Source organism: Veillonella sp. 3_1_44 (assembly GCF_000163715.1).
Classification (GTDB): Bacteria; Bacillota; Negativicutes; order Veillonellales; family Veillonellaceae; genus Veillonella; species Veillonella parvula_A.
In genome coordinates this window covers 341,766-365,189 of the sequence record NZ_GG770201.1, presented here as the reverse complement: position 1 = coordinate 365,189, position 23,424 = coordinate 341,766, and the positions used below count along the sequence as shown (strand labels likewise).

Below are 23,424 nucleotides of genomic sequence, written 5' to 3'. Positions count from 1 at the left end.
AAATTTATTATAACGCATCCAAAATGGTGCGCATTTTATTATTAGTTTCTGCGTACTCTTCATCCGCATCAGAATCGGCTACGACGCCACATCCTGCATAGGCATAAAGAACCTTATCCATAATGAGGGCAGATCGAATAGCAACGATGACAATACCGTCCCCCATATCTTTCATAAAGCCAAAAGGTGCTGCATACATGCCGCGCTCATGAGCTTCGTACTTTTGTAGCAATGCCAACGCCTTTTCTCGCGGTTCACCACCGAGAGCTGGTGTAGGATGGAGCAACTTTGCCCATTCCACGAGGGATTTTGTGCTATCCTTTGCAGTAATAATGGTGCGCAAATGATATAGATGCGCCAGCTCCATGATACCCGTTTCACCTATTATAACCTCCGGAGTAATAGATTTCATGATATCCACAATACGGTCACGGACGATATTATGTTCAAAAAGATTTTTCTTATCTGTTAACAGTTGTTCCTTAGTCCACGCATTTGGTCCATGTTTAGGCGCTGTCCCCGCCAAGGCATAGCTGAGAATTTCACTACCTCGATGGCGAACTAGAATCTCTGGCGATGCACCCACAAAGGTGCGTCCATCCTTTTCGTAACCAAAGATAAAGCAATTTGGATTATTATCTACTAAATTTGCTAAAATACTTGCCACATTGTATGGTGTTTCACTAGTAAACTGTACCTCTCGAGAAGAAACGACCTTCGTCATTTCACCACTACTAATACCATCAGCGATAGCGTTCATCAAACTATCCCAAGCCGCCTTATCATCACTGGTTTCCTTGTAGTTATGGCGAACTCGAGGCACCTCGAAATCCGTAATAGGGACGCTTTCACCAGAGTGCAAGTAAAAAGACTCCCCATTTTCTACAATATAGTAATGGGTGAAAGCAATCATTTCATGACCCATGCCAGCCCATTTAGGGTCCTTAGAGTTTTCAAAAAAAGTATCTCCATAAAACACGTAAGCGTAATTATGGCGATCTTCATCATCTTTGACCATCGCCAAACGTTTAGCGCCTACAACGATGCGGTCACTTTGACGATCCACCCAAAATACGCGTTCTTCGTTTGGAAAATTCAGCCAAAAGGCTACCGGACTATTCAGTTCTAACGGTTCTTTATTATATATCATAGTTGTATATCGCTATTAAGAAATAAAATAGACTATAGTAAAAACACCTAACGTGTAGAAGATTTACTTCTACACGTCAGGCGTCATCAATAAGTTTCAAAATTTTTGAGATGAGCCTAACGCCATCACACGTCGATGGGCCCTCTTTATATCTAATTTATTATATCATAGGTAACAGTTAAAAGGTAGAAAATAAAACCTCTACACCGCATGCGTCGTGCATGAATGTAGAGGTTTTCATTATATTCAAAATGTTGTTACTTTATTTAAAAGCCTTAGCCCCAATATCTGTACGATATTGCATGCCTTCAAAGTCGATATGCTCTATACGTTCATAGGCTCTATCAAGTGCCGTTCTAAGGTCTTTGCCAAGTCCGACAACACCAAGCACACGACCGCCATTAGTGACATAATTTTCACCAACAAGCTTTGTACCAGAGTGGAATACAATGGTTGTGTCATATTGTTTAATATCCCCACTGATGACATCGCCCTTAGATGAAGTTTCAGGATAGCCCTTAGAAGCAAGGATAACGCAAGCCGCTGAGGAATCTTTCCATTTCACCATATTAGAGGTTAATGTGCCCTTAGCACAGGCCATCATAATCTCACCTAAATCACTATCCAGTAGCGGCAATACAACTTGTGTTTCAGGATCACCAAAGCGCGCATTGAATTCTACCACCTTAGGACCTTCGTCAGTAATCATAAGCCCCGCGTAAAGGCAGCCTACATACGGCATGCCTTCTTTTTCCATAGCCGCTACCATAGGTTCTAAAATGGTTTTCATCGCTGCGTCCCGCAATGCATCTGTAAGAACGGGGGCCGGTGCATAGGTCCCCATGCCACCTGTATTAGGCCCTTTATCACCATCAAAAATACGTTTATGATCTTGAGAGGCAATCATAGGAACTACGGTCTTGCCATCTACAAAGGCTAATAAACTAGCCTCTTCGCCTTCCATAAACTCTTCGATAACAACGGTGCTGCCTGCATCACCGAATCGATTACCACTGAGCATATCTTCTACGGCTGCATTCGCTTCATCGATGGTCATGGCTACTACAACACCCTTCCCTGCCGCCAAGCCGTCAGCTTTAACAACAATAGGAGCTCCTGTTTGAGCAATAAAAGCTTTCGCTTCATCTACCTTGTGGAATACACCATATGCAGCAGTGGGAATATTGTATTTTTTCATGAGGTCTTTAGCAAATACCTTTGAGCCCTCTAGTTGAGCGGCTGCTTTGGATGGACCAAAAACTGGAATCCCCGCCTTATTAATTACATCTGCTAAGCCCGCTACTAAAGGAGCCTCAGGCCCAACAACAACTAAATCAACTTGATTATCTTTCAAAAAGCTAATTAAATGATCGCTTTGTTGCCAATCGATGCCAACTAGCTCTGCACAATCTGACATAGCCGCGCTACCAGTAATAGCATATACCTTTGTTACGCTAGGGCTGATGGACAATCGCCACGCCAATGCATGTTCACGGCCGCCGCTACCGATTACACATACTTTCATAAGTCCTCCATCGGCGCCTAAACGCCATCAAATCCATAATAATATAAACACATAACTGGGCCACTCCAAGCATCAATAATTCTTGACCGTTCATTAGATATTTTACCCTGATAGTGTTTAACAATCCGCTAAAAATTCTTAACTAGTTAATGTTTAAAGTGACGAATGTTTGTAAATACCATCGCAATGCCCGCTTCATCAGCCGCTTTGATGGACTCTTCATCGCGAATAGAGCCACCTGGTTGAATAATAGCTGCAATGCCATGCTTTGCCGCTGTTTCTACGGTATCTCCAAATGGGAAGAATGCATCGGATGCTAATACAGCGCCTTTAGCGGCTTCCCCGGCTTGTTCAAGAGCAATTTTTGCAGAACCTACGCGATTCATTTGACCGGCCCCAACTCCAAGAGTACGCTTTTCATTAGAAATCAAAATCGCATTGGATTTTACATGTTTTACGAGTTTCCATGCAAATTCAAGAGCTTTCCATTGTTCCTCTGTCGGTTGTACCGTCGTAACAACTTTATAATTAACGCGGTCTTCTAGGATATCGTCTTCTGTTTGCACTAATAAACCACCAGACACCTTCTTTACTGTCACTTGACCAGATTCCGGCTTAGATAGTTCAATGAGACGAATATTCTTCTTAGCTTCAAGGATTTCTAATGCTTCTTTTGTGAAAGCTGGCGCCATAATAACTTCTAAGAAAATTTTGCTCATTTCCTCCGCTGTACTTGCATCTACTTCACGGTTTAAGGCTACGATGCCACCAAAGGCGGATACGGAATCAGCTTCGTAAGCATTTACATAGGCATCATGTAATGTAGCTGCAGTAGCGGCACCACATGGGTTCGTATGCTTAATGATGCATGCAGCTGGCTCAGTAAACTCCCATACCATATTCCATGCCGCTTCCATGTCTACAATATTATTATAGGAAAGCTCTTTGCCATGTAATTGTTTCAAGGCCCCCATGCCATGAGCTGTACCAATTTCTTTATAGAATGCGGCTTGTTGATGCGGATTTTCCCCATATCTAAGATCTGTTACCTTCTCATAAGCACTCAAATATTCTGGAGGTGTAGGGCCTTCATTCAAGATTCCACTCATATAATTAGCGATGGCCACATCGTAAGACGCCGTATGAGCAAAGGCTTCTTTGGCAAGTCCAAAGCGATATTCCTTAGTCAATTCACCTTGATCCTTGAGCATCTCTAAGATTTCATCGTAATGATTTGGATTTACTACGATACCCACAAAGGCATGATTCTTTGCTGCAGAACGAACCATCGTAGGACCACCAATATCGATATTTTCGATGGCCTCTTCTAAGGATACATTAGGTTTTGCAATGGTTTCGCGGAACGGGTAAAGATTGACTACAACAAGGTCGATTGGTTCAATACCATGTTCTGCCATAGCTTGTTGATGCTCCGCATTATCACGGATCGCCAAAATACCACCATGCACCTTAGGATGTAATGTCTTTACGCGGCCATCCATCATTTCAGGAAAATCAGTCAAAGACTCTACCGATTTTGCCGGAATACCTGCTTCGGTTATGGCTTTAAGGGTCCCACCTGTGGAATAAATGGTTACCCCTAAATCAACTAAACCTTTCGCAAAGTCTACAATACCTGTTTTATCAGAAACACTAAGTAATGCATTTTTAATCATCTAACGTCTTCCTTTGCTTACACATCAATCATCAATATATACAACACGACCTTTTATAGTGAGCTTATCCTCACAAAATAGTCGTAACGCCTCTTTATATGTTTTATGTTCAATAGGCAATAATCTATCACTCAGGGTATCCTCTGTATCCTCCGGTAATAAAGGAACCGTATTCTGCATAATGATAGACCCCGTATCCATTCCCGCATCAACAAAGTGTACCGTACAACCGGTTACCTTTACTCCCGCATCAATAGCTTGTTGATGTCCATGTAGTCCCGGAAAGGATGGCAACAAGGCAGGATGGATATTTAAAATTCTATGCTCATAGTGCTCAATCAATGGAGTCCCTACAATGCGCATATATCCAGCCAAAACGATACCATCTACCTTATAGGGCTCTAACGCATCTAACTGGGCTTGTTCAAAGCTAGCTTTAGAGTCATAGTCTCTACGCTCGATGACAATGAGTGGAATATTCCAAGGTTTAGAACGTTCAACGATACCTGCATCACCGTGATCTGTAATGATAACTACGAATTCACCATTAATATACCCTTCTTGCATGGCTTTATAAAGGGCTTCCCCATTGGATCCTCTACCGCTTGCGAATAGAGCTAGACGCTTTTTAGCTACGGAACTAGTCATTAAATACCGCCCCTTTTACAACAACTGGACCGTCACCGCTAACGATATGACCAATTTCATATACCGCTTCATTACGACTTTCAAGATTTGCCTTTACTCGATCCACATCCGCAGCGTCCACTATGAGAATCATGCCAATGCCCATGTTAAAAGTACGGTACATTTCATGCCAATCTACATTGCCCCATTCTTGTAGTTTTTCGAATACAGGAAGACGAGGCCATGTATCACAATCGACCTCTGCCGTTACTCCCGCAGGTAAAACGCGAGGAATATTTTCATAGAAACCGCCGCCCGTAATATGAACCATTCCTTTTATGAGTTCTTGTTCAATCAACGGCAGTACCGCTTTTGGATATAAGCGAGTAGGCGTTAATAATTCTTCGCCTAAAGTTTTACCAAATTCTGGAATTTCTGTATCAATAGACAACTGTTTATGATCGAATACAATTTTACGAACCAAGGAGAAGCCGTTGGAATGTACTCCAGAAGATGGCAAGCCCAAAATCACATCACCAGCTTTAATACTTTCACCAGTAATCAATTTAGGACGATCTACGATACCAACGGCAAAACCAGCTACATCATAATCCTCATCATCGTAGAAACCTGCCATCTCAGCAGTTTCACCGCCTAGTAAAGCGCAGCCTGATTCTTCGCACGCCTCAGCTACACCACGTACGATATCCGCCACTTTTACAGGCTCTAGTTTGCCAACCGCAATATAATCAAGGAAGAATAAAGGTGTAGCACCTTGTACGAGGATATCATTAACACTCATAGCTACACAGTCTTGACCGATAGTATCATGTTTATCCATCATAATAGCGAGACGTAATTTGGTGCCTACCCCATCTGTACCAGATACGAGCATAGGATCAGACATATCATGACCAGATAAGGAATAGAGTCCCCCAAAACCACCTAAATCACCAACAACACCCGGTGTATACGTGCGTTTAACAGATTCTTTCATCAGTTCTACGGCGCGATTACCTGCATCGATATCAACACCTGCATCACGATAGGTTAAACTAGTTTTATTCGAGCACATATTTGACCCCTTCCTCTTGGTCCGCAGGAACCGCTACACTATAATCACCATTGAAACATGCAAAACATAAATCATCTGGCTTTACATCAGATACAGCACGACATAGGCCTTCACGAGACAAGTAATGTAATCTATCAGCCTTGATAAAATCTCTAATTTCATCCACTGTATGAGTAGCTGCTATAAGTTCTTTACGCACCGATGTATCAATGCCATAGTGACAGGAATACTCAATAGTTGGAGAACTAATACACATATAAATCTCTTTAGCACCAGCCTCTTTTAGCATTTTTACAATGATACCACTCGTAGTACCGCGCACAATAGAATCATCAATAAGGACGATACGCTTACCTCCAACAATATGTGGCAATGCATTTAGCTTCATACGAACAGCTAATTCTCGTTCCTCTTGATTTGGTTTAATAAAGGTACGACCGCTATAACGGTTCTTAACTAACCCTTCTGCAAAAGGGATACCCGATGCACGAGCATAACCTAATGCAGCTGTTGTACCGGAATCCGGAATGGACATTACGATGTCCGCATCATACTTAGTTTCGTTATATAGTTCGCGGCCCATATTTAGCCGAGATTGATATACGGATTGACCATCGATATGACTATCGCCACGTGCAAAATAGATGTATTCAAAGACGCAAAGTTTTTTATGGATTTTTTCTGGTTCCGCATAGATAGTACTACGCACACCAGAGTCATCGATGATAACCATTTCACCAGGATCTATATGACGAATAAACTCTGCCTTAATCGCATCAAAAGCACAGCTTTCACTAGAGAGCACATAACCATTTTCAGTTTTACCTAAACAAAGTGGTCTAAATCCTTGAGGGTCTCGTACACCTACTAAAGAGTCGTTCGTAGTAATGACTAAAGAGAACGCCCCTTCAATTTGACGCGCCGCATCGGCAATCCGTTCCGCTTGTGTTTCTGCTTTAGAACGGGCTATCAAGTTTACGATAACCTCAGAATCCATCGTCGTTTGAAAGATGGAACCATCGGCTTCAAGACGTTTTCGAATAGATAAGGCATTCGTTAAGTTTCCATTGTGAGCCACCGCAATTTGACCGCCTTGGTAGTGAATAACCAAAGGCTGGATATTACGCGGATTATTGGACCCGGTCGTAGAGTACCGCACATGACCAGTCCCCATATAGCTTGGCAAAGATGGTAATTCTTTGATAGCCTCGGTCAACAAGCCCATGCCTTTTTTCAGCTCTACATCATGACCATCGGTAACAGCAATGCCCGCACTTTCTTGACCACGATGTTGGAGAGCAAATAGCCCCCAATATACATAGCGTGCTACATCAACGGTCCTATCATAGATGCCGAACACACCACACTCTTCGTGCCATTTATCAAAAACAGAATCGTAGTTCATCTTCCCCCCTATTAGGCACGCTCACCTGTAAGACGGAATAACATTTCCTTATATGCTTCTTCAATATTACCAAGATCTCGACGGAAACGGTCTTTGTCGAGTTTTTCACCAGTTGTAGCATCCCAGAAACGGCATGTATCAGGAGAAATTTCATCACCCAATAAAACTTCACCATTATGGGTACCAAATTCTACCTTGAAATCTACAAGGGTCACATTTTTAGTAGCCAAAAATTTCTTCAATATATCATTTACCTTTAAAGTAATTGTAGAAATTACATCAAGTTGCTCTTGAGTAGCCCAACCAAGTGCTGTGATTTGGGATTCATTGGCAAATGGATCGCCTAGTTCATCGTTTTTATAGCAGAATTCAAGAATTGGATGTTTAAGTGGTGTACCTTCTTCAATGCCAAAGCGTTTAGCCATAGAGCCAGCCGCAATATTACGAACGATAACTTCAAGAGGAACTATTTTCAATGTAAGTACTGTTTGGTTGCGATCATCTTCACGACGAACGAAATGAGTTGGTACGCCTTCTTTTTTCAACAATTCAAAGAAGAAAGAGGAAATTTTGTTATTCAACACGCCTTTACCAAGGATGGTGTCATGTTTTTCACCATTAAATGCAGTGGCATCATCTTTGTAATGAACGATGTACTCATCTTTGTTATCTGTTGCATATACTTGTTTTGCTTTGCCTTCGTACAATAATGTTAATTTTTCCAAATCGATGTTAGCCATGATCTTTCTCCTTTATCATAAATTAATGATACAAACTATGTAATAGATATCTAAATAAACTGTTTTTCTTAACCAATATTTAATCGCCGATGATTTATATGATTAAATATGAATAGCACCTTGTAATTCTGCATTGTCTGCTAAGACTTTTTCAGCCATATCTTTACGATATTGTTGATATTGTTCTTTCAGGTCTTTATTGAAAGCTGCTCCAATTTGTACTGCAAAGAGCGCTGCATTTTTAGCACCATCTACAGCCATAGTTGCTACAGGCATGCCAGATGGCATTTGTACAATAGCAAGTAGAGAATCAATACCTTTTAATGCGGTTGCATTAAGTGGGATGCCGATAACAGGTAGTGTAGTGAAGCTCGCCACCACACCAGGTAGGTGAGCCGCTGCGCCTGCACCAGCAATAAAAGCAATAGCCCCTTCATCTTCAAGTCGTGTAACAAAATTCTTTACAGCCTCTGGGGTACGATGAGCTGAGGCAATAACCATTTCATAGGGAATGTTAAATTCATCAAGTACGGCAGATGCTTTTTTCATTGTGTCTAGGTCAGACTTGCTGCCCATGATAATACCGACCTTCATAGATCCTCCTAATAAAAAAGCCCAGCCGAAACAGACTGGGACAAATGCGCACAAGTAGCCTCCGTAGACTTGCTTTGAATGTGTTGATTTGCATAGTTCACGGCGCTACCTCCTTCTTGTACTCAAATTGTAACACCTAACATTTACAAAAGCAATACAATTTTCGAATATTTTTTTATTAAATATTTTTATTATTCGTTATATTCCGAACTATTATAAAAAGGTAGATTGCATCATATAAATTAAGCTTAAATAAATCTGCAAAATAGAATACTGTCTTTGCAATCTTATAACAGCATAAATTTATTCTATCAATCATAATATTTGTATGGTTTTGCTTATCCATATAAAAAAGAGGATAACCCATTTATAAACAGGTTATCCTCTTTTCATAATTCCGAACATTAGATCACTTAACTTGTATCTATTATTGATTAGTGAGTACCACTTTCAAAGGCAGCTTTCAATTCACCTACAGATTCTGGAATATAATCTACGATAGAAGACATCAACGCATACATCAATGCAGGCTCGAACGCATCATCACCACACATATATACGCAATCCAAGTATAGGCTAGAATCTTGTTCATCAATATATAGTTTATAATTTTTATATGTCGCATTGTCACGATTAATTAATGCATTCAAAGCATTCATATTTTGTGCTGTTACCTTTTCAGGTCCTAACACTAAACGAACTACACTATAAATACTGTTATCGAGAATGACGAATAAAGGCATATCCCATAAAGGAGACTTGATATAAGAACGATATACTACTGTACCATCTTCATCATCAAAATCCTTCCGTTCAAAAGATATGATTTCTTCTTCTTTCAAGAACTTATCAAATAATAAGGATTTAGGATTCATAACAACCTCTATTAAGCTAAACCAGCTACTTTAAGAATATCTTTATGTACAGCATCTAAATGCGGTTGAATTACTTCGAGCAAAAGATTTACTACTACAGTAGGATCAAATTGTTCATTTAAACATGGCATAGACACATCCATATAAATATTATTGTCTTCAACGCTCACATAATATTTTGACACTTTATAATCTTGATTTAACGTGTTAAGCTCTTTCAACACGGCAGGAATCACTTTTTCATCAATAGATGTTGTTGTGATAGCGATGCGTACATAGGTGAACGCAGAATCGTCTACAACGATGAACACAGGCAAGCTATGCTCATGAACATCCAAACGACCATGATATACAACTGTGTTAAGATCGTCTGTCATTTCTTCCTTTGTAAACCAAGTGTTACCGCCTTTATTAAGGTCAGCAACGAGTAAGTCGAATTTTTCTGCTTTTTTATTCATAATTCCCTCTAACAATAATCAGACTAATTAGTCTTCGATAAACACACAACCATTATCTTTGAATTCTTTAATGCGAACTAAAGACTCTACACGGTAGCCCGCATTTTCCAAGCGTTCACGACCAGGTTGGAAGGACTTTTCAATAGCAATCGCCATGCCTACTACTTCATCACCTGCGTCTTGAACCAACTTAGCAAGGCCCATAGCCGCCTCACCAGACGCCAAGAAATCGTCGATAATCAACACTTTTTCGCCAGCTGGTAAAAATTTTTTAGAAATAGTGATATCATAATTCTCTTCTTTTGTATAAGAGTACACAACACTATGATATACATCATCTACCATAAGGATGGATTTTTTCTTACGCGCAAATACCAATGGCACGTCTAGTTCAAGCGCGGCCATCAACGCCAACGCAATACCAGATGCTTCGATGGTAACAATACGTTGTACACCTGCATCACGGTAACGATCCGCGATTTCTTTACCAATCGCCTTAAACAATTGTGGATCGATTTGATGGTTTAAGAACCCATCTACTTTCAGCACTCGATTATTGAGGACAATCCCCTCTTCACGAATGCGTTCTTTTAATAATTCCATGTGCTCATACCTCCGCATAACTATCTTTAAATTTTAACGTAAACAACCCCTTAGGGTCAACCTATATCTAGTAAAAGTCTTATAATATAACCCATAAATATCATTGCAAATAAGACTTAAATATTTCATATATGAATTATATAACTCAACTGCTTTATAGGAATATAATATAGCACGGTAAAACTCACACTAATATATAAAAAGACACACTTTAAGAAAGTTTCCTAAAGTATGTCTTTAAACATGTCTTTTTCTTATAAAACTTTATCTCGAGTACTTTCACGATTAACTAGTAAGGACGTAAATCTTGCAGCCCCTTCAGATTGAGGAACCAAACGTGAACGCACAAGCACAATGTCGCGTGTTGGTACCGGAATATCTGTATCGATGCGCACAATAGTCCCTTCTTGCATTTTTTGTTGTACCACATGATTAGGCAACATGGAAATACCCATATTGATTTCTACAAGATCTAGTAATACATCGACGCTACCCAATTCAAAGCGAGGCTTACGACAAGCACCATGTGTTACATCGTCAAAGAATGTACGACTAGCAGAGCCTTTATGCAAGAGTAAAATAGGCTCGTTAAGAAGGCGCCCTTGATCAAAGAATCCTGCCCCTTTATAGTCAGGGCCCCCAACAAAGACGTCTTGAATGGTAGCTAACGTAGTTACCTCTAGCTGAGGATTATCTCTCAAGCCCTCATAATCATTAACCACAGCTAATTGCGCCTCTTTATTGAGTACTAATTCTACACAATCAGGAGACGGACGATTGATAATATGTAAGCCAATTTCACTTTCTTGTAATTGCCATTTGTGGAAATAAGGCAATAGGAAATGGCGACACAAAGTATCTGTGGCAGCCAAATTTAAACTTTCATAAGCTTGGCTAACCCGTTCTTGTAATTGGGTAACACCATTATCAAGAATAGAGAAAGCTTTAGCTACCGTATCAAACAATTCTTTACCTTCTGGCGTGAACCCTACAGATTTTGTAGTACGCACGAAGAGAGGCATATTAAGTTCTCCTTCTAATTGTTTAATACTTTGACTGATGGCGGATTGGGACACGCCTAATTCTTTTGCGGCACGGGAAAAAGATAAATATAAGCCTACCCCTAGAAAGGTTCTATATAAATCTGCAGATACTGCCATTTTATTCACCTCTGTTATATACTAATAGTAACGTCTTACTTTTAAATACACATATCATTACCCTATTATAACTATAGACTCTCAATATATAATGAATATGTAGAAATCTTCATGAAAGTTAGGTCTTATGACCTTCATGAACTTTTCATATTTATTAGTATTTCTAATCTTTTCATTAGTAAGATTATCTTTACTTATAAGTCTAGACCGACTATACTTAATTTGTCAATATCCCATAGGGAATTATATACATTACAGGAGGCTACAATGGCTATACAACGATTATTCGTAACAAAACGAGAATCTTTCAACCTAGAAGCGCAACGCATGTTACAAACCTTACAACAGGAATTATCTATGCCTGCTACAGCTGTGACTATCTATGAGCGATACGACATCGAAAATTTAGATGCAAAAGATCTAGAGTCTGCTAAAAATTTAATTTTTTCTGAACCTCCTGTAGATACTGTATTAGAAAAAATTCCAAATGTACAAGGCTTTGTATTTGCTGTTGAATATGTGCCAGGTCAATACGATCAACGTGCTGATAGTGCAGAGCAATGTATTTCTATGCTCACCCTCACATCCGGCCACATCGTGCGTTGTGCTCGCGTATATGCTATCGAAGGCACCTTTACAAAAGAACAAGAAAATACCATCAAGGCCTACTACATTAACCCTGTTGATTCCCGCGAAGCGAGCCTTGACGTGCCAAACACCTTAGCTCTCGATTTAGAAGATCCAAAACCGGTGGCAACAATCGATGGATTTACTACGATGAGCGATGATGATTTAGAAGCTCTCATCAAGAACTATAGCCTTGCTATGACATTGGCAGACCTTCAAATGATTAGACAACAATACGCAGAGGTGGAGCACCGCGATCCTACGATTACAGAAATTCGCCTCTTTGATACATATTGGTCTGACCACTGCCGTCACACTACCTTTATGACAGAATTGACGGATATCACTATTGAAGACAGTCGCTTTACAGGCTCTATAAAGGAAGCCCTCGAAGAATATATGGAAGGCCGTGCTGAGCTCTACACGACTAAGAAAAAAGCTCGCTCCCTCATGGACATGGCTACATTGGCTGTAAAAGAATTGCGCCACGCTGGAGGACTTACAAATCTCGATGAATCTGATGAAATCAATGCATGTACAATCATCGTCCCTGTCGATGTAAATGGCAAGACTGAAGAATGGTTGTTACTATTCAAAAACGAAACCCATAACCACCCTACTGAAATCGAGCCATTTGGTGGCGCAGCTACCTGCTTAGGTGGTTGCATTCGCGACCCATTGAGCGGTCGCGCCTATGTATACCAAGCTATGCGCATCACAGGCTCTGGCGATCCACATACAAGACTTGAAGATACATTGGAAGGCAAATTACCACAAAGAAAGATTACCCAAGAAGCAGCTCGTGGTTACTCCTCTTACGGCAACCAAATCGGCCTTGCTACAGGTGAAGTAAAAGAATATTACCATCCTGGCTACGTAGCAAAGCGCATGGAAATCGGCGCAGTTATCGGTGCTGCACCTCGCAACCAAGTTCGCCGTGAGGTACCAGTTGCAGGCGATGTGGTAGTATTGCTAGGTGGTAAAACTGGCCGTGATGGCTGTGGTGGCGCTACAGGTTCCTCTAAAGAACATACCGTTGAATCTCTATCCACATGCGGTGCAGAAGTCCAAAAAGGCAATGCTCTTACAGAGCGCAAAATCCAACGTTTATTCCGTCGTGGCGAAGTAACGACACTTATCAAACGTTGTAATGACTTCGGTGCAGGTGGTGTATCTGTCGCTATCGGTGAACTAACTGATGGTGTATCAATCAATCTCGACTTAGTCCCTAAAAAATATGCTGGCCTCGATGGTACAGAGTTAGCCATCTCTGAATCCCAAGAGCGCATGGCCTGTGTCATCGATGCTTCTGATGTAGAGGCATTCAAAGCATACTGCGACGAAGAAAACTTGGAGTGTACAGTTGTGGCAGAGGTAACTGATACAAATCGCCTTGTTATGAACTGGAATGGCGAAGCAATTGTAGATATTAGCCGCGACTTTTTAAATACAAATGGTGCCAATCAACAACAAGAAGCTATCGTAAAAGCTCCTACAGATCGATCCTACTTCTTACGTGGTTCAGCTAGTGCAGATAACTTCAAGGAAAAATGGCTCGCAGCCGTATCCGATTTAAATGCAGCATCCCAACAAGGCTTAGCAGAACGCTTTGACAGCACTGTGGGCGCCAATACAGTCCTCATGCCATTCGGTGGCAAATTCCAAAAAACGCCTACCCAAGGCATGGTTGCTAAATTACCGGTTCTAAACGGTGAAACTACAACGGCTAGTATTATGACTCATGGTTTTGTGCCTGAGTTATCTGCATGGAGCCCTTATCATGGTGCGCAATATGCAGTACTTTTATCTGTAGCAAAATTAGTAGCTCTTGGCGGTCGCCGAGAAGACGCATACTTAACATTACAAGAATATTTTGAACGCCTCAACTCTAAAGAATCTTGGGGTAAGCCAGTAGCAGCTTTACTTGGTGCTTATAAAGCACAGAAAGAACTTGAAATCGGTGCTATCGGCGGCAAGGACTCTATGAGCGGTACATTTATGGATCTTACCGTTCCCCCTACCCTCGTATCCTTTGCGGTTGGTACAGCTCATGTAGATAATATTGTAAGCCAAGACCTTAAAGGCGTGGATCACCGCCTCGTATTCTTCGATGTACCTCGTACATACGATGACACCCCTGATTGGGATCGATTCAAAGAAAACTGCGATACACTACAAGAACAAATTGAAAAAGGTCGCGTTTACTCTGCCTATGTAGTTGATCAAGGCGGCATTCCTGAAGCAGTCACAAAAATGGCCCTTGGCAACAATATCGGTGTTAAATTCGATAAATACGCTGAACGTGGTATCTTCCAACCAGCCCTTGGTTCCTTCATCGTTGAAGTAGATATTACGGCTGTTAATTATCTTTTAGAATTACCTGATGTGAAAGTTATCGGCGTAACCCAAGCCACACCTGTTATCGAATGGGAAGGACAATCTGTTTCTCTCAAAGAAATACAAGCTGCTTATGAAGCACCTCTAAACGATATTTTCCCTATGCATGCACCAAACAGCTTTGGTGAAGCAGTCGCTTACATTCATGATCAACACGCTAAACCTCGCAGCGCCTCCCTAGGTGCCAAACCAAAAGTTCTTATTCCAGTATTCCCTGGCACAAACTGTGAATTTGACTCTGCTCGCGCCTTTGAACGGGCTGGTGCAGAAACAGATATCGTGCTTATCCGCAACCAAACTCCAGAACAATTAAAAGAATCTATCGACGTAATCAAAGCTAAATTAGCAGAGTCTCAAATTCTTATGTTCCCAGGAGGTTTCAGTGCCGGTGATGAGCCAGATGGTTCTGGTAAATTCATAGCCACCCTCTTCCGCAACCCATACCTTGCAGAAGGTTTAGAAAACCTCTTGTACAAACAAGATGGCCTTGTATTAGGTATTTGTAACGGCTTCCAAGCGCTCATCAAGTTAGGCTTATTACCTGGTGGACATATTGAAACGTTAACTGCAGATCATCCTACATTGACATACAACACGATTGGTCGTCACTTATCTCGCATGGTTAATACGAAAGTTATTTCCACAAAGTCCCCTTGGATGAGTGATGCTAAAGCTGGAGAAATTTACACGGTACCAATTTCTCACGGCGAAGGTCGCTTTATAGCGTCTCCTCAACAAGTGTTAGAGTTCAATAAAACTGGCCAAATCGCTACACAATATGTAGACTTTGATGGTATCGCCTCCATGGATAGTCGCTTCAATCCTAACCAGTCTGTAGCTGCTATCGAAGGTATTTATAGCCCTGATGGTCGCGTATTTGGCAAAATGGCACACTCCGAACGCTGTGGTGCAGGCATTAGCAAAAATATTCCTGGCCAACTAGAAATGCCAATCTTTACATCTGGTGTAAAATACTTCAAATAATTGGTCACTATGAACTTTCATGTGAAAGCCTACTTCTTCAAGTAGGCTTTTTCAATATTGATTTTTTTCGAAAATATTAGTATTATAAATTGATACTATATTTACAGACATGAGTTCTCATGTAAAGCTATACATACCTAGTGTGGGTTAAGAAAGGATTTTATTATGCATTGTGCTCAGAAAATGACTCATAATATCTACTGGATTGGTAGTAATGACTGGACAACAGAACGTTTCGAAAACTTATTTCCTATTCCAAATGGTGTTAGCTATAACAGCTATTTCATCGACGATGAAAAAACTTGTGTGGTAGACTCTGTAGATGCTGAAATTCGTGAAGAGTACTTCGACAACTTGACTCACCTCTTAAATGGTCGTGAACTTGATTACATCGTCGTAAACCATATGGAACCTGATCATTGCCAAACATTATTGGAAACATTGGAACGGTATCCAAATTGTAAAATGGTAGGTAATGCTACAACATTCCGCATGTTTGAGCAATTCTATAACACTCCAAAACCAGAACAATACCATCAAATTAAAGAAGGCGATGAAATCTGTTTAGGTAAACATACTTTAGTTTCTTACACTATGCCTATGGTTCACTGGCCTGAAGTAACTTGTACATACGAAAAATCTACAGGCACATTGTTCTCTGCAGATGCTTTTGGTACATTCGGTACAGTTAATGGTAATATCTTTGCTGATCAAACCGATTTCGTAGCTACATACGAAGAGGAAGCTCGCCGTTACTATACAAATATCGTTGGTAAATACGGACCACAAGTACAAAATGCGCTTCGCAAAATTTCTAGCCTTGATATCAAACGGATTGCTCCACTTCATGGTCCAATCTGGCGCACCCCTGAATCTATCCAATATATCACGCACAAATACTTACATTGGTCCAGCTATACAGCTGAGAAAAAAGGTGTTGTTATCGCTTTTGGTTCCATGTACGGCAATACTCGTGCTATTGCTCAACAATTGGCTAAACAACTATCTAAACGTGGCGTTACAGATATCAGAATTTACGATGTTTCCAAAACTAATGCTTCCTACATCATTTCCGATGCTTGGAAATATACTAACTTGGTAACTATCGCACCTACATATAACTTGAATCTATACCTTACTATGGAAAACTTTATCCATGAATTAAAAGCCCTTAACTTCCAAAACCATAAGGTATCCATCATCGGTAACCACTCTTGGGCTTCTGCTGCTATGAAAACAATGGTTTCCCATTTCGAAAATGACTTCAAAGACATTGAAATCGTTTCCGAACCACTAGATATCAAATCCTCTTTGAAAGAAGAAGATCTTCCATTATTTGAAAAAATGGCAGACGATATAAAAGCGTCCATTGAAGCTGCTGAAATTAAAGACGTATTCTAATACAAGAGCCGCCTATTTAGGCGGCTTTTTCTTTTTATATACCAGATTTTATACGCCTAAAACCAGGCTATGTTTTTTGATTTATATCCATTTATTGAAATCAAATACTATATTTTAAAAGCCTTGTAAATATGCAATAATTCTACTATTTTTTTGCTTGACATAAATCTAACTTTTTCATATACTATACAAGTACCTGTTACACAACAGAATACATGGAGAGGTGTCCGAGCGGCTGAAGGAGCATGATTGGAAATCATGTGTGCGGTTATCCCGTACCCAGGGTTCAAATCCCTGTCTCTCCGCCATAGTAAAAGCAGTGCTTTCGCACTGCTTTTTTATTTGCATATAAAGAAAAAGCTATTCGAATTATACTCGAATAGCTTTTTGTATATCACAATATATTAGTTGTGAATTTTCTTTGCAATATCACCGATAATTTCAGGTGTTGTTCTACAACAGCCACCAATGATTTCAGCTCCAGCTTTTCGCCATACCTCAACGTAGTCTACAAATGATGCAGCATCGCCATACCAAGTTTTAGTTTTACTATCATAGCTTTCACCAAGATTAGGATATACAGCAATCGGTTTATCTGTAACGGTACGGATATCTTTTATCAAGGATTCTACATATTCCGGTTTACTACAATTAATGCCAATCCCCGTAATAGGATGTACCTTATCGATCATTTGTGCACATTTAATAATGGTTTCACCACTAGAAACATGGTGCCCATCTTTACAGGAAAAAGCAATCCATGCAGGAATACCTTTGGATGTAAACGGATCAGACATAGCTCTCGCAATAGCGATCGCTTCAGCATAAGACGGTATGGTTTCAAAGGATAATATATCTGGATTTTCTTCACAGAATAACGCTAATCGAGGAATATGGAATACCTCTAGATATTCTGTTTGTACATCAGGATACCCACGGTATTCAGAACCATCCGCCAAGAAAGCGCCATAAGGACCTACAGAAGCTGCCACCAACGGTTTAGGTAACGCACCTTCAGAAAAATATCTAATTCCCTTAGGAGTCTCTTCACCAAGCGTAATTCCACGCAATGTAAGTGCCCCACTCGCCTTTGCTTCTAAAAACTCATTACGAGCTTGCACGGCTAAACGAACAGATAGTTTAACGAGCTCTATCGCTTCTTCCGTTCCATAACCTAAACCTTTAAAGCCTGCTACTGTCGCTTGATAGCCAGAGCTTTGAATGATATCGGCACCCGCAGCTAAATAAGAAATATGTATTTTCTTAATGATATCTGGCTGATCCATGAGAACCTTAGCAGACCACAACTTATGTTGAATATCACAGCCATAACGCTCTAATTCAGTCCCTAAAGCCCCATCTAAGACGAGGGCGCCCTTTTCCTTAATAATATCTAAAAATGCACTTCGTTTAGCCATCATATCACCCATTCTATACATACCTCTTATAACACGAGGATTACCTAGCATATTATATCAAATAATACATTCTGGTACTATCTACAAACTATTTTAATACTTCTGCTGGAGGCTCCTTACCAAACCATTTTTTATAAATTTCTGCGTATTTACCGTTTGCTTTGATCTTAGCCAAACCATCATTGATTTTGTTAAGCAACTCTGTATTACCTTTTTTCACAGCAATACCTAGTGGTGCCGCATCATAGTCCTCTCCAGTAACCTTTGCGATACCTTTGCCCTTACCATTAACATAATATTCGTTTACTGGTGTATCATTGATAACTACATCGACGCCTTTATTTTGCAATTCTAAGAACGCATCGACAATGATATTAAACTGACGTACATCAGCATTGGGAATCTTGCTAGCAATCTCTGCACCAGTAGAGCCGATGGATACACCAATGCGTTTACCTTCTAGATCCTTAAAGCTATTAATATTGGTGTTATCAATGTTCACAACGAGACCATTACCTGCAATATAGTACGGTTTACTAAAATCAACGGATTTTGCTCGTTCTTCAGAAATAGTCATATCCGAAATAGCGATGTCGATGGTGTTACTTTGTAATGCTGGTAAAAGCGCATCAAAGTTTAGATTTTGAATATCTGCTTCTATGCCCTCTTCGTTTGCAATCGCATTGATAATATCAATATCAAATCCAGCTAATTTACCACTATCTTTATCTTTAAAACCAAATGGTGCATAGGTCGCATCAGTACCTACGCGCCATGCCTTCTGACTATTACCTGCATTACCACAGCCTGCGATTAATAAACTACTAGCAATGGTGAAAGCCCCTAATAAAGCTGCTATTTTCTTAAATTTCATATTATTATCCTTACTTCTCTCTGTTCTATCTAGAAACAGAGTTCTTCTTAATCAACTAATATATCTATACTTACACTTATGAGCATAATAAAAATAATACCTCTAAAGGTATTATAGTTTTATGATAACATTCGATATAGTACGGGTCAATAAATCCAACTATACCAATAGGTATTGAATTGATATAGTTTTTAGCTATATCGAAAATAACATTCCTAAGTATATAAAAAGACCGCCTTTACCAAGCATAGATGAAACTTGATAAAGGCGGTCATCTCCAAAATGGAGGATTCCTGGTTATTTATAGAATAAATAAGCTATTCAATTCATTTAGGATATATAGTATGTAATTTATTTAGCATGTTTAGCTTTTATATACATAGCTACCTTGTACAAGAACGTACAGAGTAATAAATACATTACGATACTGAGGTATGTCGCTTCAGGTGTTTCTACCCAAGCTTGAGCAAATACATCAACACCTGCAATGCGAAGCACCGCACTGAACAAGGAGCCAATAGCACCACCAGCTACGAGACCAGAGGCAATTGTACTACCTTTGGAGAAGCGAAGATCTGCCAATTCTTTATCTTTTGTACTATTTTGTACAAGATACGCAATCAAACCTCCGATAAGTAATGGTGTGTTGATTTCCATTGGCAAGTATGTGCCCAAGGCAAATGCCAACGGTGGAACTCTTACCATCCACAAGATGATTGCAAATAATGCGCCAGCCATATATAGAGGCCATTGAGCACTACCACCAGTCATCATTGGCTCAATGATGGCAGCCATAGCGTTTGCTTGAGGTGCATTTAATGCGTGATCTCCTACAAATCCATAAGCATCGTTCAAAAGAATCATAACACCTACAGAAAGTACGGCACAAAGAATAGTACCAACGATTTGCCATTGTTCCATTTTCTTAGGTGTAGCACCTGTCATATGTGCCACCTTAAGCTCAGACATGAAGTTACCAGCCATCCCAATAGTAGTACCAATAAAGGATGCCATCATGAGGACTGCAATCATACCGACCTTACCAGTCATGCCTGCTGCGGTTAAGCATACAGCGGAGATGATAATCATAAAGATTGTCATACCTGAAACTGGTTCTGTACCTGTATAAGCGATGGAGCTAATCCCCACTACAGACAATAGGAAGGACATAATAAGAACAATTAAGAACGCTACAATTGTTTGTCCGAAGCTTTCAGCATACATAAAATGGAAATATGCTGCAAATAAAACTGTACATAACAAGATGCCAGCACCAATCCAAGATGTAGGTACGTCACGTTGTGTACGAAGCAAATTAACATCTACAGTTTTAGAACTAAAGATGTCAAGCACGGCATTTTTAACAACATTTGCTACCACTTTAGACATTGTAATTAGACCGATGATGCCTGCCATAGCGAGCATGCCGATACCAATATGACGAACATAATCAAGGAATACTTTACGAATTGGGGCCTCCCCTAATGGAACTGCATGGCCACCAATTTGCATGATATGTTCAGGCGCTAAATAGTACACAATTGGAATACATACAAACCAAGAGAAGAAGGAACCGGCTGCAATGATAGCCGCATAGCGAAGGCCCGTGAAATAACCAAGGCCAAGCAATGCTGCATCAGTATCTACCGCTGCGGTTAGCTTAGTTTGATCTGCAAGGGCTGCCCCCCACTTAAAGGTAGCAGTGCGAATAACCTCTTGCCACCACCCCAAACTATTAAGAATAAAGTCATACACAAGAGCAATTAAACCAGAGCCAAGCATAAGTTTTGCTTTGCTACCTTCATTACTCATCAATACTTCCGCCGCAGCACGACCACTTGGGAACGGATACACATAGTGCATTTCCTCAACGAAATAGCGACGGAACATAACACATAATAAAACACCTAAAACGCCGCCAAGAATGATAGGAATCGCCATTTGTACAAAGGATACATCTGTTACATTCCAGATGTAAAGAGCTGGCAAGAAGAACATAGCCCCAGCTAACGTATTCGTACTAGAACTAGCGATAGCTTGAATGTGTACCGTTTCGGCAAAAGCATTTTGCCGCTTTAAAATAACTGCTGTACCCATAGCAAGTACAGATACTGGTGCAAAGGCATCTACTGTTTGACCGATTTTCAAACATAAATAGCCAACAGCCAGTGTGAAAACTGCCGCATAGAACAAGCCCCAGAAAACTACATATGAGTTAATCTCTACGTAATCTTTCTTAGGATCTAACACCGGTTCTATGGGTGGAATGGAACGAACCTCGTCCGACATAGTAAAACCTCCTCACAGAAAAAGTACAAACGTATAACTATTCACCTTTATACTAACACGGTACTACACATGGTTCAATGGTTTTCTATGCACTATGCGAATAAAACAACACACCCCCTATAAATAATTATTTTGCATTTTTGGCGTCCCTGTTCTACAATGAAAGTATATTAAGAATCTCTATTATTATGTAACGGTATCGTATACTGCCCTGTATAACACGTATGTTTACTTACGAGGAGGCTCATTATGGAATCAATGGTCGAACGTTTTGTACACTATACGAGCATAAATACACGGTCTAATGAGGAAAGTACAACCATTCCTAGTACTCAAACTCAAGTAGACTTTGCTACGAATGTGCTCGTTCCCGATTTAAAGGCAATAGGTTTAGATGAGGTTATTTATAATCGTGAAAATGGTTTTGTCATCGGCACATTACATTCTAACACTGATGAGAAAGCTCCTTCCATCGGCTTCATTGCCCATATGGATACAGCTGATTATAATGCAGAAAATATTAAACCTCGTATCGTAGAAAACTATGATGGTAGTGATATTTGCCTCAACGAAGAACACCAAATCTTCACCCGACGTGCCGACTTTCCAAATCTAAAAAATTACATTGGAAAGTCCTTAGTTGTAACCGACGGTTTAACACTCCTCGGTGGAGACGACAAGGCTGGAATCTGTGAAATCATGGAAGCTCTCACCTACCTCGTAGCTCATCCAGAAATCAAACATGGTAAAATCATGTGTGCTTTCGGTCCAGACGAAGAAATTGGTACTGGTGCGGACCACTTCGATGTTAAACAATTTCCTGTAGACTATGCTTACACTATCGATGGTGAAAGTCTAGGCCAACTTGAATACGAAACCTTTAATGCAGCTGGCGGTACCGTTACCCTAAAAGGTGTTTCTGTTCACACCGGCACAGCCAAGGGCATTATGATCAACTGTGCTAAACTAGCTATGCAATTTGACGCTTTATTGCCAGGAGCAGCTGTTCCTGAGTACACCTGTGGGCGCCAAGGTTTCTTTATGCTCATGAGCATGGAAACACAAGTAGATACCGGTAAAATGAACTACATTATCCGCGACCATGACAAAGAACTATTCGAAGCCAAAAAAGCATTCTTCTTACAAGCAGGTCAAACATTGAACGAAATATATGGTCGTGAAGTATGTGAAGTATCTGTAAAAGACCAATACTACAACATGTACGATGTCATCAAAGATAATATGGAATGTGTAAATGTAGCCAAAGCAGCTATGGAAAAAGCTGGGATTACACCTATTTGTGATCCTATTCGCGGTGGCACAGATGGATCCAAAATCTCCTTCATGGGCATTCCTACACCAAATATTTTTACAGGTGTAGAAAACCTACATGGCCGTCATGAATTTGCATGTATCGATGATATGAAAAAAGCTGTTGAAGTTATCGTTAATATTGTAAATATTGAAAAATAATAGCATTAGCAAAGCAGTAGTAGATAACAAAAAGGACTATACGAGCCTAGGCTCATATAGTCCTTTTAATTTA

At 40.2% G+C, this 23,424-nt stretch carries 18 protein-coding genes and 1 tRNA gene; 4 read left to right on the top strand and 15 right to left on the bottom strand.

What is annotated here, in order from left to right; all coding sequences use genetic code 11:
* Positions 1-7: 7 nt before the first annotated feature.
* The 12 genes from HMPREF0873_RS08265 to HMPREF0873_RS08205 all read right to left on the bottom strand — a co-directional run bounded on the left by HMPREF0873_RS08265 (position 8) and on the right by HMPREF0873_RS08205 (position 11,888).
* A complete protein-coding gene (locus tag HMPREF0873_RS08265) occupies positions 8-1,150 on the bottom strand; it encodes an isochorismate synthase (RefSeq protein ID WP_008715464.1) in 1,143 nt (380 codons plus the stop codon).
* A 262-nt stretch (positions 1,151-1,412) separates the two neighbouring features.
* Positions 1,413-2,675 carry a phosphoribosylamine--glycine ligase gene (purD, locus tag HMPREF0873_RS08260; RefSeq protein WP_008715463.1) on the bottom strand — a complete coding sequence of 421 codons (1,263 nt, stop codon included), beginning with the start codon at positions 2,673-2,675 and terminating at the stop codon, positions 1,413-1,415.
* 146 nt (positions 2,676-2,821) lie between these two features.
* Positions 2,822-4,351, bottom strand: a complete 1,530-nt coding sequence (purH, locus tag HMPREF0873_RS08255) for a bifunctional phosphoribosylaminoimidazolecarboxamide formyltransferase/IMP cyclohydrolase (RefSeq protein WP_038125797.1) — start codon at positions 4,349-4,351, stop codon at positions 2,822-2,824.
* A 24-nt stretch (positions 4,352-4,375) separates the two neighbouring features.
* Positions 4,376-4,999: a phosphoribosylglycinamide formyltransferase gene (gene purN / locus HMPREF0873_RS08250; protein ID WP_038125796.1), complete on the bottom strand. Its 624-nt coding sequence runs from the start codon at positions 4,997-4,999 to the stop codon at positions 4,376-4,378.
* Positions 4,992-6,053, bottom strand: coding sequence for a phosphoribosylformylglycinamidine cyclo-ligase (gene purM, locus HMPREF0873_RS08245; protein ID WP_008715461.1), 1,062 nt, complete (start codon positions 6,051-6,053; stop codon positions 4,992-4,994). Before purM ends, purN begins: the two co-directional genes overlap by 8 nt.
* A complete protein-coding gene (gene purF / locus HMPREF0873_RS08240) occupies positions 6,040-7,458 on the bottom strand; it encodes an amidophosphoribosyltransferase (RefSeq protein ID WP_008715459.1) in 1,419 nt (472 codons plus the stop codon). Before purF ends, purM begins: the two co-directional genes overlap by 14 nt.
* A gap of 11 nt (positions 7,459-7,469) precedes the next feature.
* Complete coding sequence (purC, locus tag HMPREF0873_RS08235; protein ID WP_008715457.1) at positions 7,470-8,198, bottom strand: phosphoribosylaminoimidazolesuccinocarboxamide synthase; 729 nt, start codon at positions 8,196-8,198, stop codon at positions 7,470-7,472.
* A 102-nt stretch (positions 8,199-8,300) separates the two neighbouring features.
* On the bottom strand, positions 8,301-8,792 hold the full coding sequence (purE, locus tag HMPREF0873_RS08230) for a 5-(carboxyamino)imidazole ribonucleotide mutase (protein ID WP_008715455.1): 492 nt from the start codon (positions 8,790-8,792) through the stop codon (positions 8,301-8,303).
* Between the two features lie 434 nt (positions 8,793-9,226).
* A complete protein-coding gene (locus HMPREF0873_RS08220) occupies positions 9,227-9,667 on the bottom strand; it encodes a hypothetical protein (RefSeq protein ID WP_004693734.1) in 441 nt (146 codons plus the stop codon).
* An 11-nt stretch (positions 9,668-9,678) separates the two neighbouring features.
* Entirely contained in the window at positions 9,679-10,125 is a 447-nt protein-coding gene (locus tag HMPREF0873_RS08215; RefSeq protein ID WP_008715453.1) for a hypothetical protein, read from the bottom strand.
* 27 nt (positions 10,126-10,152) lie between these two features.
* Positions 10,153-10,728 carry a xanthine phosphoribosyltransferase gene (locus tag HMPREF0873_RS08210; protein ID WP_004693737.1) on the bottom strand — a complete coding sequence of 192 codons (576 nt, stop codon included), beginning with the start codon at positions 10,726-10,728 and terminating at the stop codon, positions 10,153-10,155.
* Positions 10,729-10,982: 254 nt separating this feature from the next.
* On the bottom strand, positions 10,983-11,888 hold the full coding sequence (locus tag HMPREF0873_RS08205) for a LysR family transcriptional regulator (RefSeq protein WP_004693739.1): 906 nt from the start codon (positions 11,886-11,888) through the stop codon (positions 10,983-10,985).
* Between the two features lie 267 nt (positions 11,889-12,155).
* Between HMPREF0873_RS08205 and HMPREF0873_RS08200 the strand changes: the two genes are divergently transcribed.
* The 3 genes from HMPREF0873_RS08200 to HMPREF0873_RS08190 all read left to right on the top strand — a co-directional run bounded on the left by HMPREF0873_RS08200 (position 12,156) and on the right by HMPREF0873_RS08190 (position 17,605).
* Positions 12,156-15,896 (top strand): phosphoribosylformylglycinamidine synthase, encoded by a 3,741-nt coding sequence (locus HMPREF0873_RS08200; protein ID WP_038125790.1) that lies wholly within the window; start codon positions 12,156-12,158, stop codon positions 15,894-15,896.
* A 165-nt stretch (positions 15,897-16,061) separates the two neighbouring features.
* Complete coding sequence (locus HMPREF0873_RS08195; RefSeq protein ID WP_008715449.1) at positions 16,062-17,297, top strand: FprA family A-type flavoprotein; 1,236 nt, start codon at positions 16,062-16,064, stop codon at positions 17,295-17,297.
* A 217-nt stretch (positions 17,298-17,514) separates the two neighbouring features.
* Positions 17,515-17,605 (top strand) — tRNA-Ser (locus HMPREF0873_RS08190).
* A gap of 96 nt (positions 17,606-17,701) precedes the next feature.
* On the opposite strand, the gene mmuM is transcribed toward HMPREF0873_RS08190, so the two are convergent.
* From mmuM to HMPREF0873_RS08175, 3 genes are all read right to left on the bottom strand, one after another.
* The gene (mmuM, locus tag HMPREF0873_RS08185; RefSeq protein ID WP_008715448.1) at positions 17,702-18,715 is read right to left on the bottom strand and encodes a homocysteine S-methyltransferase; all 1,014 of its coding nucleotides are present in this window, start codon (positions 18,713-18,715) and stop codon (positions 17,702-17,704) included.
* A gap of 88 nt (positions 18,716-18,803) precedes the next feature.
* Positions 18,804-19,589: a basic amino acid ABC transporter substrate-binding protein gene (locus tag HMPREF0873_RS08180; protein WP_038125788.1), complete on the bottom strand. Its 786-nt coding sequence runs from the start codon at positions 19,587-19,589 to the stop codon at positions 18,804-18,806.
* 351 nt (positions 19,590-19,940) lie between these two features.
* Positions 19,941-21,878, bottom strand: coding sequence for an OPT family oligopeptide transporter (locus HMPREF0873_RS08175; protein WP_004697976.1), 1,938 nt, complete (start codon positions 21,876-21,878; stop codon positions 19,941-19,943).
* Between the two features lie 249 nt (positions 21,879-22,127).
* On the opposite strand from HMPREF0873_RS08175, the gene pepT reads away from it, so the two are divergent.
* A complete protein-coding gene (pepT, locus tag HMPREF0873_RS08170) occupies positions 22,128-23,351 on the top strand; it encodes a peptidase T (protein ID WP_008715445.1) in 1,224 nt (407 codons plus the stop codon).
* Positions 23,352-23,424: the final 73 nt, after the last annotated feature.

What these genes read in the sequence shown, in the direction of transcription:
- purE (WP_008715455.1), bottom strand. Translation starts at nt 8,792, where the DNA reads ATGAAGGTCGGTATTATCATGGGCAGCAAGTCTGACCTAGACACAATG.
- HMPREF0873_RS08180 (WP_038125788.1), bottom strand. Translation starts at nt 19,589, where the DNA reads ATGAAATTTAAGAAAATAGCAGCTTTATTAGGGGCTTTCACCATTGCT.
- purF (WP_008715459.1), bottom strand. Translation starts at nt 7,458, where the DNA reads ATGAACTACGATTCTGTTTTTGATAAATGGCACGAAGAGTGTGGTGTG.
- purC (WP_008715457.1), bottom strand. Translation starts at nt 8,198, where the DNA reads ATGGCTAACATCGATTTGGAAAAATTAACATTATTGTACGAAGGCAAA.
- HMPREF0873_RS08265 (WP_008715464.1), bottom strand. Translation starts at nt 1,150, where the DNA reads ATGATATATAATAAAGAACCGTTAGAACTGAATAGTCCGGTAGCCTTT.
- mmuM (WP_008715448.1), bottom strand. Translation starts at nt 18,715, where the DNA reads ATGGCTAAACGAAGTGCATTTTTAGATATTATTAAGGAAAAGGGCGCC.
- HMPREF0873_RS08210 (WP_004693737.1), bottom strand. Translation starts at nt 10,728, where the DNA reads ATGGAATTATTAAAAGAACGCATTCGTGAAGAGGGGATTGTCCTCAAT.
- HMPREF0873_RS08205 (WP_004693739.1), bottom strand. Translation starts at nt 11,888, where the DNA reads ATGGCAGTATCTGCAGATTTATATAGAACCTTTCTAGGGGTAGGCTTA.
- purM (WP_008715461.1), bottom strand. Translation starts at nt 6,053, where the DNA reads ATGTGCTCGAATAAAACTAGTTTAACCTATCGTGATGCAGGTGTTGAT.
- purH (WP_038125797.1), bottom strand. Translation starts at nt 4,351, where the DNA reads ATGATTAAAAATGCATTACTTAGTGTTTCTGATAAAACAGGTATTGTA.
- HMPREF0873_RS08220 (WP_004693734.1), bottom strand. Translation starts at nt 9,667, where the DNA reads ATGAATCCTAAATCCTTATTATTTGATAAGTTCTTGAAAGAAGAAGAA.
- HMPREF0873_RS08215 (WP_008715453.1), bottom strand. Translation starts at nt 10,125, where the DNA reads ATGAATAAAAAAGCAGAAAAATTCGACTTACTCGTTGCTGACCTTAAT.
- HMPREF0873_RS08175 (WP_004697976.1), bottom strand. Translation starts at nt 21,878, where the DNA reads ATGTCGGACGAGGTTCGTTCCATTCCACCCATAGAACCGGTGTTAGAT.
- pepT (WP_008715445.1), top strand. Translation starts at nt 22,128, where the DNA reads ATGGAATCAATGGTCGAACGTTTTGTACACTATACGAGCATAAATACA.
- purN (WP_038125796.1), bottom strand. Translation starts at nt 4,999, where the DNA reads ATGACTAGTTCCGTAGCTAAAAAGCGTCTAGCTCTATTCGCAAGCGGT.
- HMPREF0873_RS08195 (WP_008715449.1), top strand. Translation starts at nt 16,062, where the DNA reads ATGCATTGTGCTCAGAAAATGACTCATAATATCTACTGGATTGGTAGT.
- HMPREF0873_RS08200 (WP_038125790.1), top strand. Translation starts at nt 12,156, where the DNA reads ATGGCTATACAACGATTATTCGTAACAAAACGAGAATCTTTCAACCTA.
- purD (WP_008715463.1), bottom strand. Translation starts at nt 2,675, where the DNA reads ATGAAAGTATGTGTAATCGGTAGCGGCGGCCGTGAACATGCATTGGCG.